The 15,267-nt window shown below is 65.8% G+C and carries 15 protein-coding genes; 8 read left to right on the top strand and 7 right to left on the bottom strand.

Translation table 11 applies throughout. The features are described 5' to 3' along the window. Positions 1 to 167: 167 nt before the first annotated feature. Complete coding sequence (locus AB0M74_RS10600; RefSeq protein WP_364904480.1) at positions 168 to 1,661, top strand: NAD(P)/FAD-dependent oxidoreductase; 1,494 nt, start codon at positions 168 to 170, stop codon at positions 1,659 to 1,661. 5 nt (positions 1,662 to 1,666) lie between these two features. Here the strand turns inward: AB0M74_RS10600 and AB0M74_RS10605 are convergent, their stop codons facing one another. Beyond that, entirely contained in the window at positions 1,667 to 2,341 is a 675-nt protein-coding gene (locus tag AB0M74_RS10605; RefSeq protein ID WP_364904482.1) for a TetR/AcrR family transcriptional regulator, read from the bottom strand. A gap of 113 nt (positions 2,342 to 2,454) precedes the next feature. Between AB0M74_RS10605 and AB0M74_RS10610 the strand changes: the two genes are divergently transcribed. From AB0M74_RS10610 to AB0M74_RS10620, 3 genes are all read left to right on the top strand, one after another. Beyond that, on the top strand, positions 2,455 to 3,327 hold the full coding sequence (locus AB0M74_RS10610) for a metal-dependent hydrolase (protein WP_364904485.1): 873 nt from the start codon (positions 2,455 to 2,457) through the stop codon (positions 3,325 to 3,327). Next, complete coding sequence (locus AB0M74_RS10615; protein WP_364904487.1) at positions 3,324 to 4,397, top strand: PDR/VanB family oxidoreductase; 1,074 nt, start codon at positions 3,324 to 3,326, stop codon at positions 4,395 to 4,397. Before AB0M74_RS10610 ends, AB0M74_RS10615 begins: the two co-directional genes overlap by 4 nt. A 119-nt stretch (positions 4,398 to 4,516) precedes the next feature. Next, positions 4,517 to 5,443 carry a short-chain dehydrogenase/reductase gene (locus tag AB0M74_RS10620; RefSeq protein ID WP_364904489.1) on the top strand — a complete coding sequence of 309 codons (927 nt, stop codon included), beginning with the start codon at positions 4,517 to 4,519 and terminating at the stop codon, positions 5,441 to 5,443. Positions 5,444 to 5,602: 159 nt separating this feature from the next. On the opposite strand, the gene AB0M74_RS10625 is transcribed toward AB0M74_RS10620, so the two are convergent. Next, a complete protein-coding gene (locus tag AB0M74_RS10625) occupies positions 5,603 to 6,286 on the bottom strand; it encodes a TetR/AcrR family transcriptional regulator (RefSeq protein ID WP_364904492.1) in 684 nt (227 codons plus the stop codon). Between the two features lie 152 nt (positions 6,287 to 6,438). On the opposite strand from AB0M74_RS10625, the gene AB0M74_RS10630 reads away from it, so the two are divergent. Beyond that, entirely contained in the window at positions 6,439 to 8,010 is a 1,572-nt protein-coding gene (locus AB0M74_RS10630; protein ID WP_364904495.1) for a succinic semialdehyde dehydrogenase, read from the top strand. A 47-nt stretch (positions 8,011 to 8,057) separates the two neighbouring features. Beyond that, entirely contained in the window at positions 8,058 to 8,888 is an 831-nt protein-coding gene (locus AB0M74_RS10635) for an SDR family NAD(P)-dependent oxidoreductase (RefSeq protein ID WP_364904498.1), read from the top strand. Between the two features lie 107 nt (positions 8,889 to 8,995). Here the strand turns inward: AB0M74_RS10635 and AB0M74_RS10640 are convergent, their stop codons facing one another. Both AB0M74_RS10640 and AB0M74_RS10645 read right to left on the bottom strand, forming a co-directional pair. Beyond that, positions 8,996 to 9,790, bottom strand: a complete 795-nt coding sequence (locus tag AB0M74_RS10640; protein ID WP_364904819.1) for a putative protein N(5)-glutamine methyltransferase — start codon at positions 9,788 to 9,790, stop codon at positions 8,996 to 8,998. A gap of 57 nt (positions 9,791 to 9,847) precedes the next feature. Beyond that, a complete protein-coding gene (locus tag AB0M74_RS10645; protein WP_364904501.1) occupies positions 9,848 to 10,720 on the bottom strand; it encodes a YdcF family protein in 873 nt (290 codons plus the stop codon). A gap of 218 nt (positions 10,721 to 10,938) precedes the next feature. On the opposite strand from AB0M74_RS10645, the gene AB0M74_RS10650 reads away from it, so the two are divergent. Further along, a complete protein-coding gene (locus AB0M74_RS10650) occupies positions 10,939 to 11,793 on the top strand; it encodes a bifunctional 5,10-methylenetetrahydrofolate dehydrogenase/5,10-methenyltetrahydrofolate cyclohydrolase (protein ID WP_364904504.1) in 855 nt (284 codons plus the stop codon). 102 nt (positions 11,794 to 11,895) lie between these two features. After that, complete coding sequence (locus AB0M74_RS10655; protein WP_364904507.1) at positions 11,896 to 12,129, top strand: 3-oxoacyl-[acyl-carrier-protein] synthase III C-terminal domain-containing protein; 234 nt, start codon at positions 11,896 to 11,898, stop codon at positions 12,127 to 12,129. 494 nt (positions 12,130 to 12,623) lie between these two features. Here AB0M74_RS10655 and AB0M74_RS10660 read toward each other — a convergent pair whose 3' ends face one another. The 3 genes from AB0M74_RS10660 to AB0M74_RS10670 form a co-directional block, all read right to left on the bottom strand. Beyond that, positions 12,624 to 12,770: a LuxR C-terminal-related transcriptional regulator gene (locus tag AB0M74_RS10660; protein ID WP_364904821.1), complete on the bottom strand. Its 147-nt coding sequence runs from the start codon at positions 12,768 to 12,770 to the stop codon at positions 12,624 to 12,626. 408 nt (positions 12,771 to 13,178) lie between these two features. After that, entirely contained in the window at positions 13,179 to 13,832 is a 654-nt protein-coding gene (locus AB0M74_RS10665) for a hypothetical protein (RefSeq protein WP_364904509.1), read from the bottom strand. A gap of 316 nt (positions 13,833 to 14,148) precedes the next feature. Beyond that, positions 14,149 to 14,901, bottom strand: a complete 753-nt coding sequence (locus AB0M74_RS10670; RefSeq protein WP_364904511.1) for a L,D-transpeptidase — start codon at positions 14,899 to 14,901, stop codon at positions 14,149 to 14,151. Positions 14,902 to 15,267 lie beyond the last annotated feature (366 nt).

Raw genomic sequence — 15,267 nt, forward strand, 5'->3', positions numbered from 1 at the left:
ACCCTGTGTGCGTCGGCGCCACTGCTTTCTGGAGTGAGTCTGGGACGACGAGAGTTCCGTCCAGGGCCGACTGATCCAAAAATACCGTTCCGGCCGATAGGCTGGAAATACTGTCGGCGCGCGCCGGGGCGTCGCGCCGGAACCGCCGATGACGGAGGACGAGATCCATGACGATCGCGGGTGAGCACGTCGATGTGCTCATTGTCGGTGCCGGGTTGTCCGGCATCGGTGCGGCCCACCATCTGCAGCGGGCATTTCCGCGACGGACCTACACCATCCTGGAGAGCCGTGACGCGATCGGCGGTACCTGGGATCTGTTCCGTTATCCGGGAATTCGCTCCGATTCGGATATGTATACCCTCGGCTACCGGTTCCGGCCATGGCTGGGCGAGATGGCGATCGCCGACGGTCACGACATCCTCCACTATGTGCGTGACACGGCCGCGGACGCCGGGATCGATCGGCACATCAGGTTCGGCCACCGGGCGGTCCGTGCCGAATGGTCCTCGGCCGACAACCGCTGGACGGTGCAGGCCGAACACTCCGACACTCGGGAAATCGTCACGTTCACCGCCGGGTTCCTGATGTGCTGCTCCGGCTACTACCGCTACGACGAGCCCTACACGCCCGATTTCGCGGGCGTCGGACGCTTCGCGGGCCCCGTCATCCACCCGCAGCACTGGCCCGACACCCTCGACGTCGCAGGCAAGCGGATCGTGCTGATCGGCAGCGGCGCCACCGCTGTCACCCTCGCTCCCGCGCTCACCGCGCAGGGCGCGCATGTGACCATGCTGCAACGCTCGCCGAGTTACATTCTCTCCGCACCCGCACGCGATGACTTGGCCGTCCTGGTCCGCAAATACCTGCCCGCCCGTGTCGCCTATGCGGTCGCGCGCGGCAAGAACATCGCGCTGTCGACGACGATTTATCAACTGTGTCAACGATATCCGAAGGCCATGCGCAAACAGATCCGGGGGTGGCAGCAACGTTGGCTGCCGCCCGGCTACGACATCGACACCCACTTCACCCCGAGCTACAACCCGTGGGACCAACGACTCTGCCTGGCGCCCAACGGCGATTTCTTCCGTGCGATCCGCAAGGGTGAGCTCGACGTCGTCACCGATCGGGTCGACACCTTCACCGAGAACGGCCTGACCCTCGCCTCGGGCGCGACCTTGGATGCCGACATCGTCATCACCGCGACCGGGCTCAATTTGCTCGCCTTCGGCGGGATGGATCTGGTGGTGGACGGCCGCCCGGTCACGCTGTCGGACCACATGGCCTACAAAGCGATGATGCTGTCGGATGTGCCGAACTTCGCCTACATCATCGGCTACACCAACGCCTCATGGACGCTCAAGGCGGACCTGGTCTGCGAATACGTCGTACGCCTACTCCGTCACATGGATACCCGTGGTTACACGAGGTGTACGCCGGTGCGCGATCCGTCGGTCGGCGCCGCGCCGCTGTTCGTGAACTTCAACCCGGGCTACGTGCAGCGCGCGGCAAGCCAGTTCCCGATCCAGGGGACCAGGGCGCCGTGGCGGCTACGAATGAACTATCTGCGTGACCTGGTTGCCCTTCGGCACGGCACGATCACCGACAGCGCCATGAGCTTTGCCCGGGCGCAGCGGCGAGATGTCGTGTCGAGCGAGGGGTAGGCGGGTCAGTTCGCGGAGGGATCGGACACCGCGGCCGAGGATCTGGCGGCAGCGATATTGCGAATCACGCTGGTCGCATGGTCGTCGAACCGTTTCTGCGGCATGTCGATGGTCCCGTCCAGCCAGGGGCGGTACATGTAGGCCATCGCTCCGAAGATCGCGTTCGAGTTCAGGGCATTGTCCAAGGAATCCGGCGCGGGCTGTCCGTCGGTGCCCGGTCCGATCGTCCAGGCGATCGGGGTGGTGAACTGCTCGATCAGCTCGTTGCCTCGCTCGCCGAGCACTCGCCTGGCCTGCGATTCGACGAACATGATTCGACCGCGGCGCCGATCTTCGACCAGGTAGTCGGTAAACGCAGAAATGGCATGGCGGAATAGCTTTTCGGGTTCGGGCGGTGCGGTGGCCAATGCGGCGAGTAGTCGGTCGCGGGCACCGACGACCACCGTCTCGAGCGCGGTGGTGAAGAGGGTATCGAGGTTGGGGAAGCTCTCGTAGAAGTAGCGCTCGGTCAAGCCGGCCTGCCTGCAGACGCCGCGCATGGAGGTCTCCGATGCGCCGACGGTCGCCATCAGCTCGATGGCGGCCTCGATGAGCTGCTCGCGGCGTGCGGCGATCCGGTCGGCGGGCGGGCGGCCGCGCCAGCGGCGCATGCCCGGTATCGATCCGTCGGATTCGTCCATGAGTCGATCCTCCCACGAGGGAGAAGTTGACATCATGTGATGTTGACATCACTTGATGGCAGAAATACATTAATAGTGCGGTTTTGCAGGACCGAGACGTGAGGACCACCCAGATGAGCTCTGTCTACGCCGATCAGGCGCACGCCATCAACGCGCGGGACGTCGACTTCGATTTCGACACGGTGCCGATGCACTACATCCCCGGTGAGGTCATGGCGACGCACATCATCAACGTGATGCACCTGGTATTGCCCGAGGGCGAACGCGCGATGGCGCAGGCGCTCGCCGAAGCTTTACCCCTGATTGATGACGAGCGATTACGCGAGGAGGTCCGCGGCTTCATCGGCCAGGAGACGATGCACGCGAGCTCGCACGAGAAGGCGCGCAACCAGCTCGAACGGCTCGGCCTGGATGTCGCGCCGATGGTGGAACGGGTGGGCTGGCTGGTCGATCGAGTGCTCGGCGATCACGGACTGGCCGGCCGCGCCAAGCGCGAATGGCTGTGTGAGCGACTGGCGTTGTTCGCGGGGATGGAGCATTACACCGCCGTCATCGGGGAATGGCTGCTGACCAACGACAAACTCGAGGCCAAGGGAATGCATCCGGCGATGCTGGATCTCATCCGCTGGCACGGCGCCGAGGAGGTCGAGCATCGCAGCGTGGTCTACGACGCGTACATGTACGTCGATGGCGGATATGCGCGCAAAGCGCGGCAGGCGATCATCGCGAGCACGGGATTGCTTGCGCTGTTCGTCATTTCGAGCGGCTATCTGTTTCGGCGCGACCCTTCGCGGAACAAGGGCAGATGCTGGCCGCTACAGCTGGCCAGCGCGTCACTACGCGGTGTCGTACCGAACTTCACCACCTTCTTCACCGAGATCCCGCGCTACCTCGGGCCCGGTTTCCACCCCTCACAGCTCGGCCCGATGGACAACGCGCTGCGCTACCTCGCACAGTCGCCCGCGGCACGGGCGGCGGGCGCATGACCGCGCAGCTGGGTGCGCAGTCCCGGCCGGGCACCGGCCTGCGGATGCTGGCCTCCGCGGTTGACGCGTATCGGCGTGTCTTCGCGGAAGGTGAAGCCGCGCACCTGCTTTCCCGGCCCCAGCCGGTGCGGCACGCTGGGTTCGACTTCGATGTGATGATCGATCGGATCGAGCACGAAGCCGACGGAGTGGTCAGTGTGACACTGCGCGACCCGGACGGCGGGGCGCTGCCCATGTGGACACCGGGCGCCCACATCGATGTGTTCCTGCCTTCGGGGCGACAGCGGCAGTACTCGCTCACCGGTGACCCGGCCGATCGAGGTTCGTATCGGATTGCGGTGCGCTACATGGCCAATGGCGAGGGCGGCTCCCGGGAGATCCATGAGCACCTGCGCGCCGGTGACCGGCTGTCGGTGCGCGGTCCGCGCAATGCGTTCCCGCTCGTCGCGGCGTCGGAGTACCTGTTCGTCGCCGGTGGCATCGGGATCACGGCAATCCTGCCGATGGTGACCGCCGCCGAGCGCGCGGGCACTCCGTGGCGGCTGATGTACCTGGGGCGCTCCCGTGCGCGGATGCCGTTCCTGAGCGAGTTGGCGCAGCTCACCGGCGGTGACGTGGTGGTGAGGCCGGACGACGAGTTCGGAGCGCCGAACCCGCGGATGATTTTCGAGCAGACGCCCACCGGCGCCTCGGTCTATGTCTGTGGTCCGCCTGCGTTGGCCGAGGCGGCGCGTGAGGTGTTGTCGCTGCACGATCCGTCTGCGTCACTGCACACCGAGCGGTTCTCCGCGATTCCGGTCCGAGACGGCGATCCGTTTCATCTGTGGTTGCGGCGCAGCGGGATTCACGTCGACGTTGCCGCCGACGAATCCACGCTCGCGGCGATCCGGCGGGTGCTGCCCGGTGTAGCGTACTCCTGCCAACAGGGTTTCTGCGGAACCTGCCGGACCGGCGTGCACGCAGGCGAGGTCGACCACCGCGACCGGCTCCTGCTCGAAGGCGAACGCACCAACACCATGCTGCCCTGCGTATCGCGTGCGCGCGGCAGCGAACTCGCACTGGAGATGTAAACCGGGTTCGACCTGTCGGCCGCGACGGTGTCCGCGACCGGCTGCATCCGGGAGCTCGGCGGGCAATGAGGCCCGCCGGGAAAGGAATTCGGCGTTGAGTCGTACGAGGTGGGGGTTTGATGAGTAGTTTCGTGCTGGGTCTTGCGCGTCAACTGCTGGCGTTCTCGACCAACCCGTCCGCCGAGCTGAATGTGTGTGATCGGGTAGTGATGATCACCGGTGCCGGCGCCGGTATCGGGCGTGCCCTTGCCGAAAAGCTCTATCGCACCGGTGCATTCGTCGCGCTGATCGATATTGATCAGAACGCCGCAGCGCGGGTCGCCCGATCGATGGGGGAGCGGGCGTTGGTGGTGCGCGCCGACGTCTCCGATCGAATCGGCATGCGGGAGGCCGTCTCCCGGGTCCGCGAGCGGTTCGGTCGTATCGACGTCGTGGTCGCAAATGCCGGGGTGGCCCCGGAACCGGCGACCATCAGGACGATGAAACCCGCCGATTTCGACCGGGTCATCGGCATCAACCTCACCGGGGTCTTCAATACGGTGCATCCGGCGCTCGATGATGTCGTCGCGGTCGGTGGTCATGTCGTGGTGGTGTCCTCGACCGCGGCATTCGCACCCGGTATGGCGGGATCGCCGTACATGGTGAGCAAGGCCGCGGTCGAACAGCTCGGCCGTGCGCTGCGGGTGGAATTGGCCGCGGTGGGCGCCACCGCGGGCGTCGCCTATTTCGGCATCGTCGATACCGCAATGACCCGTGGCATGCTCGACGACGATGAGCTCGGCGAGGAGGTCGCGGCATTGCTGCCGTGGCCGCTCAATCGTCGGATTTCCGTCAGCGACGCGGCCGAATCCATCGCACAGGGCATTGCTCGCCGGGCCCCGCGGACGCTGGCTCCCGCCCAATGGGAGCCGTATGCGCTGCTCCGTGGTGCGGTCAATGTCGTGCTCGATCAATTTCTCGCCGACGACGAGCGGGTTCGTGCCCTGCTCAATCGGGTGGAACAGCGGCAGGTCGAGCGGAGGCGGCCGAGCCCGGTGCCGCGCTAGCGATGACGCGGCGGGTGCGGCACCCGCCATGGGGCGGTGCCGCACAGCGAGGGCGCCGCTCTGCGGTAGCTGTCGCCCGCCTGTTGACGAAGAGCTGCGTGTCGGTCCGCCGGTGTGTGTGCAGCCGGTTGCGCGGGACACCGATCGGTGTCATGACGGTCATGGCACCGGCGGGAATATGCCGGGCAGGTCCATCGCATATTCGAGATCGACGCGGGTGCCGAGCGTGGTGAGCAGGACGCGGATCATCGTAAGGCGTGCGGCGGCAACGGTTTCGAAATCGGGTTCGGTGCCGGGAGCGGCCCCGGAGGAGATGCGGTAGACGACATATTCGCAGACGTGCAGAGCGGCGTCGAGGTCGAGCGGGGTCGGGACGGGGCGTCCGAGTTCGGTGAATTTCTCGGCGACGAGAACCCGAATGTCGTCGAGGGCGCGCTCTCGATAGGCCGATACCGGTGAGGCCGGGTCGTGCAGTTCCGCGAAGAGCGGGCGCAGCATCGCACCGTGGCCGTTGGCCCAGTCGAGATAGGCGTCGATGAGCCGGATGCCGAGCTCGACGGGTTTGTCTGTGTCGGTCAACGCGGTGCGGATGCCACCGACGAGGCCGTCGTTGGAGGCGTCCAGCAGCACGTGCAGCGGTTCTGTCGCGTTGCCGAAGTAGCGATAGAAGGTGGGGCGGGCCAAACCTGCCTGCTCGATGATCTGGGCGACGCTCAGACCGCGCGAGCCGTTGCGGGTAAACACTTCCGCGGTCGCTAGCACGATCCGTGCGCGGACCTCTTCGGCCTGCTCCTGGGTCTGCGGCGGTCGGCCTCGCCGGGTGGTCGCGGCGTCAGTGGACATGGTGATGCCTCACAAGGGCGAGCCTGACATGCCTGTCGTCCACATCGGAGAGCTTGACACGGGACACCGCATACCTATTAATCTAACACTAGTGTTCAGTTAATGCGTGCAGGTGATTCGCCGCCTCCGACCGTCCCATGAGAGGGCCGACAATGACGACCGCCCCACAGCTGGCTCCCGCTGATGCGCTGCCGGAGTCGCTGGTACAGCCATTGCTCGCCCGTGCTGTGGCGGGCGGTGCGCCATCGGTCGAGGTGTTCGCACCTGCCACCGGCCGCAAGATCGCCGATCTGCCGCAGTCCTGCACCGCCGATATCGAAACCGCGTTCACAACGGCCCGCGAGGCGCAGCGCGGGTGGGCACAACGCCCGGTGCGCGAGCGAATCGCGGTGCTGCGCCGCTTCCACGACATCGTGCTCGCCGAGCAGAACACCATTCTCGACATCGTGCAGACGGAGGCGGGTAAGTCCCGTGCGCATGCCTTCGACGAGGTCGGCGACGTCGCGGTGAACGCACGGTATTACGCGTCGGTCGCCGCGAAGCTGCTGGCCGACCGCAGGCCGCGCGGTGTGCTTCCGGTCCTGACGCAGGTCGATGTGCGGCACCGTCCCAAAGGCGTCGTCGCGGTGATCTCGCCCTGGAACTATCCCTTGGCGTTGGCCGCCTCCGATGCGCTCCCCGCCCTCGTCGCGGGCAATGCTGTGGTCGCGCGCCCGGACAACCAGACCGCGCTCACTGCGCTGTGGGCCATCGACGCCGCCGAGCGGGCCGGTCTGCCGCGCGGGCTCTGGCAAGCTGTGCTCGGCCGTGGCTCGGTGATCGGCGGCGAGGTGATCGCACGTGCTGACTACGTCGATTACACCGGTTCCAGTGCGACGGGACGCACCATAGCCAAGCAGGCGGGTGAACGGCTGATCGGATACTCCCTCGAGCTCGGCGGCAAGAACCCGCTGCTGGTGCTCGCCCACGCCGACGTCTCCCGGGCCGCCAAGATCGCGATTCGCGCCTGCTTCGCCTCGGCGGGGCAGCTGTGTGAATCAATGGAGCGAATCTACGTGCACGACAAGGTCTACGACCAGTTCGTGACGGAGTTCGTCGAGTACGTCCGCGCGCTGAAGCTCGGCGCGGAACTGGACTTCAGCAGCGACATGGGCTCCCTGACCTTCCAGCGTCAATTGGATACCGTCAGCGCTCACGTCGACGATGCGGTGGCCAAGGGCGCGACGGTGCTGGCAGGTGGCCGCGCGCGGCCGGAACTCGGCCCCTACTTCTACGAGCCGACCGTGCTCGCCGATGTCCGTCCCGGCATGACCGTGTACCGCGAGGAGACCTTCGGCCCTGTGGTCTCGATCTATCGCGTCGGCAGTGACGACGAGGCCGTCGAGCAGGCCAACGACACCGCCTACGGTCTCAACGCCAGCGTCTGGACCAGGGACGCCGCCCACGGCCGACAGGTGGCCGCGCGCATCAATGCCGGGTCGGTGAACGTCAACGAAGGTTTCATCGCGGCATGGGGCAGTGCCGATGCACCTTCGGGCGGGCTCGGTATCTCCGGTACCGGCCGTAGGCACGGCCCGGAGGGCTTGCTGAAGTACATCGATACCCAAACCATCGCCGTGCAGCGAGTGCTGCCCATCGCGCCGCTGCCCGGCATGTCCGAAGAGTTGTGGGCGAAGACGATGACGCTCTACTTCGGGGTCATGAAAACACTGCGCCAGAAGTAACCACTGCGCCGACAGCGACTTTCACGAGAGACGATACAGAGGCAAGGATGAAATTGGACACCGTCGCAGGTAAGAAGGTTCTCGTCACGGGTGCGGCGATGGGCCTCGGCAAGCTGTTCGCCGAGCGAGCCGTCCGGGAGGGCGCCGCGGCGGTGGTGCTGTGGGATGTCAACGAGGTCGGGTTGAAGGACACTGCCGGCGAACTTACCGCGCTCGGTGGCAATGTCCACCAGTACGTCGTTGATGTGGCCTCCGAGGCTGCCATCATCGAAGCCGCGGCCGTGGTGCGCAACGAGGTCGGCGATATCGACATCCTGGTCAACAATGCGGGCATTGTCCGCGGCAACAGCTACTTCTGGGAAACCACGAATCGCGCCGACATCGACAAGACGATGGCGATCAATTCTCTTGCCCCCATGTACATCACGCTCGAGTTCCTGCCCGCGATGGTCGCGGGCAAGGGCCAGGCGCGGGTGTTGAACATCGCCTCGTCGGCGGGACTGGTGTCGAACCCGCGGATGAGCGTCTACGCCGCGTCCAAGTGGGCCGCACTCGGCTGGTCGGACTCGGTGCGCATCGAGCTCGAGCAGGCAGGCCATGGACACGTGAAGGTGACGACGGTCTGTCCGACTTACATCGACACCGGAATGTTCGACGGCGCAAAAGGTTTCCTGTTCACGCCGATTCTCGAGCAAGACGAGGTGGTCGACACCTCGTGGCGGGAGATGAAGGCGGGCAACCCGTTGGTCATCCTTCCGTGGACCTCACGGCTCAACAAGGCGATCTCGGGTCTGCTGCCGATAAAATTGCGCGACCTGTTCCTCAACACCGTTGGCGTCTACCACTCCATGGATGAATTCACCGGCCGCAATAAGTAACACGGCTGTCCGAGCCGAGACCGCATACGCTGCTGCGGTGAACCGGGCCTGATTGCGGCAAACGTCGAACTGCCCGAGCGCTGTGTCCGGCTCGTCGAACGGACCTCCTATGGCCTGGTGCCGATGACGACGGTGGCGTAAAATTCTTCGGATTCTGCTGTGCGTGCGGCGAATCCGTGGTCGATCAGGACAGCGGTGGCAGTCGGCGCTTGGGCTGCACTGGATTCGACGAGGAGGTGGCCGCCGGGGGCCAGCCATGATTCGGCGGCGTCGACGACGCGTCGGAAGATGTCGAGGCCGTCGGGGCCACCGTCGAGTGCTGAGCGTGGCTCGTGGTCGCGTGCCTCGGGAGGCATCTGGGCGATCTTTTCGGACGGGACGTAGGGTGTGTTCGCGAGCAGGATGTTGATGCGGCCCCGCAGTTCGCGGGGCAGCGGCTCGAAGAGGTCGCCCTCATACACTGCCGCACCGATCGGTGCGAGGTTGCGCCGGGCGCATTCGACCGCGGCGGGCTCGATATCGGCGGCGGCAAGTTCGATCGACAGACCTGCGTCGGCCAGTGTTTTCGCCAACGCCAGCCCCAATGCGCCAGAACCGCAGCACAAGTCGACGACCACCGGGTGCTCGTGTGCGCGAGCGAGCTCGGCGGCCTCGTCGACAAGGAAGCCGGTGCGTTGCCGAGGCACGAACACCCCGGGGGCCACCGCGACGCGCAGGCCATGGAAGTCGGCCCAACCGAGCAAGTACTCCAACGGCATACCCGACACCCGTTGAGCGACCAGGCGCTCCAGCTCCGCACCTGTCTCGGTGGCCGCCGCGGTCAGCAGCGCGGCCTCCTCTTCGGCGAACACACAGCCGGCCGCACGCAGCCGCGCCACCAGGTCGGTACTTTCGGTTGACATCACCAGGACATCCTGCCGTGTCGTGCACGGCCGGTGCCGACCGACAGTGTTTCGCCGTTAGCGCGCGGTCGCCAGCTGGAATGTGCGGGTGGCATCGAGGTAGATCCCGCGCTGCCCCTGCCTGGCGGGCGGTGGTAGCTGAGAAACCAGTTGTTCCAGCGAGGTGGTGGCGCCGACCACGCGCGTTCCCGCGACGATGAAGTCGGCGACGGCTCGGCGAATATGATTGGGGGAGGTCACCACCACCGCGCTGCTCGCGCCGAGATCACGCAGCATCGTGGTGCTGAACAAGGCGTTCTGCACCGTGGAGCCCGCCCGCCGTTCGACATGGACGCGGTCCGCGGGCAAGCCCCTGTCGACCAACCAGTTGCGCATCGCGTCGGCTTCGGTGATGCCGTTCTGTGGGTTGCCGCCGGTGACGATGACCGGTGAGAACGGCGAGGCAACGGCCTGCAACCAGGTCGCGGTCAGCCGGTTCACCAGCTCGGGACGTAAGGCACCGTCCGGCAGCAGGCCATAGCCGAGCGCGACGATTCCGGTTTGCGGGCCGACGATGGCAGGCAGTGGATTGGGCAGGGTGCCCACGGCGGCTGTGATCGCACCGAGCACGTTGGTGGTGCCCTGCGCCAGCTCCGGATCCACCGCGTTGAGGCGGGCCATGGCGTCGGCGAGGGCGAGTAGATCTCCTGCGTAGTGGGACCAGATGGCCTGTAGCGACAGTGCTTCGGCGTCGGTGGGGTCCGCGCCGAGTAGTTCGCGCAGCTCGGCACGGCCCGCGGCGTCGTTGCCGTCGGTGAAGTTGCGCTGGGCCGAGTTGTAGAGGGCGTCGGTGTCCGGGGCGGCCTGGGCGGGCGCGCCGGCGAGACCGGTGATGGTGACGGCCGCGAACCAGGTCGCGATCAGGGTTTTCCAATGCCTCGAGATCTTCACTACAGTCGACACCTTTCCGCGCATGAAACGGGGTATTCGGTATGTCAGCTGACAGTTAGCCGGAAGCAAGCATTGATCACAATACGACTGGTAGAGGTCATATGCGTGTAATTGCCAGGACGAATCGGTGGTTTCTTCTCTGCCTCGGGGCGAACTAGACGTGACTGCGGGTGGCCGCCGCGACGGTGCGCACGTCGTGACCATTAAGGTGTGACAACGTGGATACCGTTTCGCTGTCCGGCAAGGAACTCGCCGCCGCCATCAACTCCGACACCAAGGCGCGCGCCGCCATGCTGGCCGCGGGTGGACCCGCCCCGCGCCTGGCCTTGGTTATCGCGAACGACGACCCGGCCAGTGCCTGGTATGTGAACTCGCTGCGCAAGGCCGCCGAGCGACTCGGAATCACGTGCGACACCGTCGAACTCGGTGCCGACGCGAGCGCCGAGGTAATCCGCGCGGAGCTCGACGCCCGTAGTGCGGACGCCGCCACCGACGCGATCATGCTGCAGACACCGCTGCCCGCCGGTGTCAGCCTCGACGACGTCAGCTCCTCGATCGCCGCGACCAAGGACGTCGACGGTGTCAGCCCGCTGTCACTGGGCCTGCTCGCCAGCAATCTCGACGGTTTCGTCCCCGCCACCTCCGAGGCCGTCGTCGAACTGCTGAAGCATCACGAAATCCCCCTCGCCGGCCGGCATGTCGCGGTCGTCGGCCGCTCGAACATCGTCGGCAAGCCCTTGGCGCAGTTGCTGCTCGCCGAAAACGCCACTGTGACCGTTGCGCACTCGCGCACCACCGATCTCCCCGCGGTGACCTCTGCCGCCGATATCGTCGTCGCCGCTGCGGGACGCATCGACCTCGTCACCGGCAAACACATCGGTGAAGCCGCGGTAGTCGTCGACGTCGGCACCAACGAGGCCCCGGACGGCAAGATCGTCGGCGACGTCGAAGCGGATTCCGTGCGCGGTAAGGCGGCTGCCCTCAGCCCCGTCCCCGGCGGCGTCGGACCCGTCACTACGGCACTCCTCATGCGCCACGTCGTCACCGCGGCCGAAAACGCCCGCCGCGCCTGAATCGGTCGCAGGCGATGGCGGTCCGATTCTCGGTTCCTTCTAGGTGGAACCTTCCCATTTGTGGGGGTTTGTGAGTTCCGGCTGGATGTGAGCGGCTGATACTTGGCGACATCCAATCGCCGGCTCATCGAGCAGCTGATCGGCGCCCTGGGCATTGCCGCGAACCGTAGGGCGATCAACGTCGACCGCTACGGCAATACCTCTGGTGCCGGCATCCTCATCCTCCTCGCCGAGAACGTGCGTATCGCGGTGATCGGGCTGGGCGCCGGCGACCCGATAGTGATCGCAGCCGTCGGTGCCAACCTGCATTCCGGCGCTCACTTCATTCGGCTGTAGCGCGCCGGCCCGCTGCGCGCTCGGCACGAGAACGACTCTCCTTCAAGGGAAGTGGCGTCGTTCTCGCATTCGTCATCCAGCGGCCCGCCGCGGCGAATACCTGTTGATCGAAGCTTCCTCCACAAGCACCTCGTGCTGAGTTACCCCTCGGCGGGTGTCGATCTGTGCCCGAGACACGGTATGCCGGTCGCGCGAAAGGTGGGATCGCTGATATGGCACGGGAATTCATCGTCGCGATTGGGGTTGCCGCTTTTGCGGTGTTGCTGTTCGTGCTGGGAGACAGGTTACGGCCGGAGTCGTGGCGGCAGACGGGCGACGAAGCCGTGGGGGACACTGGTTTTCGACCTGATCAAAACGTTCTTCGCGGCAACCGTGGCGTTCGTGGTGATCATCTGCTGGCAGCAGTATCAGACCGCGCGCGGTTACACTGTGGCCGAGGCGAAGTCGTTGGTCGACCAGGAGGGGTCGGTGATGGACCGAGAAGGTCACCTGAGTCAACAGGCCCAGGGGACTCTCGACACGCTCCGCGACAGCGTGGATTCAAACAGTCTGCCGGTGTGCGATTTCACGGTGGCAATGCTGAGGTAGAGCTCCTCGGCGATCTCGGCGTTGGATAACCCCTGTGCGATCGCGCGGGCGATGTCGAGCTCGCGAGCGGTGAGCGCGTCGAGGGCGCGACGAGCGGCCGCGCGTTAGACGCTGCGCTTGTCGGCGGGTGGGTAAGCGGTGGCCACAGCGATCAATTACGTTGTGACACTGGGTGACAGCACGGGATGTCCCGACGCCTTTGATCGCGGCGATGACGTGCCGATCAGCACAACCGTCAGTAGTCCGCCGACTATGCTGCCACATACTGAGCGGCCGTGGCGGCACCTGACCTTGGCGCATGGCTGCGATGCTATCGGTCACCAAGGCAGGATTCGCGTCCGACCCGATGCGGCACAACCGACTTCGGTCTATCACCGATTCGCCGAAGGACGAGGTGGGCGGAGATTTACGACCGACATCCGGTGCCGAAATACGCGGCTCGCGGACCGGCGGCAGCCCGCCTACTCGGCGGCGGCGATACTGGTGATGAGCGTTCGACCGCCCGCACGGGCGGTCGTCACCAGTTGGGCGTTGTAGGCCACCGGCAGTGCGTTGGGGCGCTGTTCACTCACTCGGACGAGGTACTGGCCGGCGAACGCACCGGGGGTGATGGTGACGCAGTGCGTGGTGCCCGCGGGGATCGTGTCGATGCCGTGCTGGATATCTTCGGCCGACGACACCGCCGCGTTGGGCGCTACGACAGCCTGGGCCTGCTCGCTGGAGCGTGTCACGTAGTAGGCGTATTGGAACGCGAAGATCGCCGCCGGGCCGGAGTCGACACCGCCCGCGCCGTTGCCTTGGATGCGGTTGCCGACTTTTTCGGCGGGGCATCGGGTCGCGGGAATGGTGCCAGAGACCGGGATATCGGTCGAGCTGGACGCCGCGGTCGGTGCGGGAGTCTGGGCACCACGGAATTGGACAAACGCGGCGGCGAGCAGTGCCGCGGCGCCGAGTGAGGCGAGCAGCGCGGGCATCCAGCGCCGACTGCCCTGCGGGAGCTGATACCAGCGCCGCCGCACCCGCGACCGGTCGATCAGGCGCGCAAAGACATCGTCATCGTCGTCGGCATAGTCGGGGGCGTAGGTCGCGGCGGGCGTCTCGGGTTCGGCGGGCATTCGATGCGCCCACTCGGACCAGTTGCCTCGAGAGGTTTCTCCAGGCCGTCCTCGCATGTCCGGTCGATCCATTGCCCCACCTTCATCAGCTCATACCGTCAAGTTCGTTCCCCACTCTGATAGCTCCGGAGGATACTGCGCATCGACCGCAATGCAAGCGAACGGGTCCGGCCACGTCATCGATTACCGTCCGTCGGCACGAAACAATTGCCCGGTGCTCGAATGTCGAACGCGCACATGGACAGCCGGATCCTGCTCGCGACCAGCGGTACGGTTCTGCGGAATCGCGGTCAGGAGGTGGGAGAGTGCGGTCGGTCTACCAGTGCACGCTGACCGGGTCGCCGATGCTGGCGATTTCGTAGTACCAGGCGGCGTCGTCGGGTGCGAGGTTGATACAGCCGTGGCTGACGTTCGCATAGCCCTGGGAATCCACCGACCAAGGCGCAGAGTGCACGAAAACGCCGCCCCACGTGAGGCGTTCGGCATATTCACCGTTGATGACGTAACCCTCGGGGGAACTCAACGGGATGCCGATCGTGCGTGAGTCGAAGACTACCGAGCGGAAAATCTCGAGAATCGGGAAGGTGCCTGTCGGGGTCTCGTAGCCCGGCTTGCCCATCGAAGCGGGCATCGTGCGCGGCGCCTGGCCGCCGATGGTAACCGTGAAGGTGTGGTTGGACATGTCTGCGTCGGCGATCACACCGGCGTTGGTACTGAATTGCGTTCGCGCACTACCTATTCGAACGGAGATCGGGGAGCGGGCGGGAAGGAATCCCGTGGGTGTCCACGTCACTTCGCGGTCGTTCGCCCATGCGAACGTGCCCGGGAGCGATCGGGTGGAAGTGATATCGATGGCTCGTTCGGCGCGAGCGCGATCCACGACAGCCGCCGTGAACTGGATCGTGATCGGATGAGCGATACCGACTTCCTGGCCTGCCGATGGTGTGACGGTCGCTACCGAGGCGGCCGACGGTGTTCCGATCGAGGTCGCGAATGCTGTTCCGGACCCGAACGCGGCCAAGGCCATGACCATGGCCGCGAGGAACGGATATCTGAGTGCGCTCCTCATGGCTCCACCCCTTCTAGATGGTGTGGTGGCAGAAATCCATTCTAGGACTTCATGATCAACTCGACATACCGAATCCGTAACGCCCCCCGGCGGTAGGCGAACGGTGCCGGCACGTCCTCCTCTCCGACCGTAGCGCACCCGGCCGTGATCTGGCCGGGGTTCGGCAGGTCGGTCTGGCCTGCCGGCCGGTGCCCAGCTCGCGGTGCCGAGCACCGGCTGTGCGGCGGTGTCCTCGTCGGGGCCGCGCCATATAGGTGCCACGCCCGCGAGTATCGGCGCGGCAGCGGTGATAAGCCTGGTGTTCGCGAGCGCCGGTGAGCGAGCAGGTACGGGCGCGTTCTGCTTCGTGCGCCGAGGTCATCTAGC

It is taken from the genome of Nocardia sp. NPDC051463 (assembly GCF_040681975.1).
Lineage (GTDB): Bacteria > Actinomycetota > Actinomycetes > Mycobacteriales > Mycobacteriaceae > Nocardia.